The organism is Kitasatospora sp. NPDC007106, from assembly GCF_040634455.1.
GTDB classification, from domain to species: Bacteria; Actinomycetota; Actinomycetes; order Streptomycetales; family Streptomycetaceae; genus Kitasatospora; species Kitasatospora arboriphila.
In genome coordinates, this window is the sequence record NZ_JBEYFP010001461.1 from 1 (window position 1) to 1,033 (window position 1,033).

General features: G+C 77.2%; 2 protein-coding genes. One reads left to right on the forward strand and one right to left on the reverse strand.

Annotated features, from left to right (window positions below):
* The first annotated feature begins 175 nt into the window (after positions 1 to 175).
* The gene (locus ABZ641_RS39285; RefSeq protein ID WP_030273247.1) at positions 176 to 406 is read left to right on the forward strand and encodes a hypothetical protein; all 231 of its coding nucleotides are present in this window, start codon (positions 176 to 178) and stop codon (positions 404 to 406) included.
* A 15-nt stretch (positions 407 to 421) separates the two neighbouring features.
* On the opposite strand, the gene ABZ641_RS39290 is transcribed toward ABZ641_RS39285, so the two are convergent.
* A partial coding sequence (locus ABZ641_RS39290; protein WP_359989538.1) for a nitronate monooxygenase occupies positions 422 to 1,033 on the reverse strand: 612 nt, incomplete at its 5' end.

Genomic DNA, 1,033 nt, shown 5'->3' on the forward strand with positions numbered 1-1,033 from the left:
CCTTCCACTGTTCGTCCATCCCGGTCTCCCGTCCGCGCGGCGGGCCGCCCCGCGGGTCGCGGCGGGGGCCGCCGTGCCCAACGAGCCGGCCCGCCGGCGCGGAACGGCACCGGGCGGCGGACACGGTGGTGCGGTGCGGGTGCGCGCCCCCGGGCCCCGGACGATGCTGGGGGGCATGAACAGCAACAGCACCACCGAGCCCCTGGTCGAGGTCGCCGAGTTCCGCACCGACAGCCGCTACCGGCTGGTGCACTTCAAGGGCAGCGGCTGGAAGCCGCTCGCCCCCGAGGAGTTCGAGCCCGAGGTCAAGCACGCCTTCCCCGAGCTCGACCCGCACGACCCCGTCCTGGTGCACTGGGTCGACCGTCCGTGGGAGTGGCCCGCCTGGCACCCGGGCGAGGCCTGACCGACCGTCGGCGGGTCAGAGCGGACGGCCGAGCAGCCGCCCGGCCTCCGCCAGCACCCCCGACAGGTAGTCGGCGGCGGCTCCGCCGACCGCGAGCCCGGCGGCCTGCCCGGACCACAGGTTGACCAGATCCGACCTGCCCCGGGCGGCCGCCTCGGCGCGCAGCGGCAGCATCAGCGCGTTCTGCACCGGATAGGGCGGGACGGTCTCCTCGTGGGCGGCCATCTCACGGACGAAGCGGTTGGCGATGCCGCGCGCCGTCCGGCCGGAGAACAGCCGGGTGAGCACGGTCGTCCGGGCCTCCGGCGAGAGCAGGGCGCGGCGGTGCACCTCGCTCGCCGCGGACTCGGCGCAGGCCAGGAAGCCGGTGCCGATCTGCACCGCGTCCGCACCGAGCAGCAGGGCGGCGGCCAGGCCGCGCCCGTCGGTGATCCCGCCCGCCGCCACCACCGGCACCCGCACCGCGTCCACCACCTGCGGCACCAGCGAGAAGGTGCCGACCAGCGACTCGCGCACCGGCGCCAGGAAGGCGCCGCGGTGCCCGCCGGCGTCGCTGCCCGAGGCGACCACCACGTCGGCACCGGCCCGCTCCAGCGCCTCGGCCTCGGCGACGGTGGTCGCGGTGCC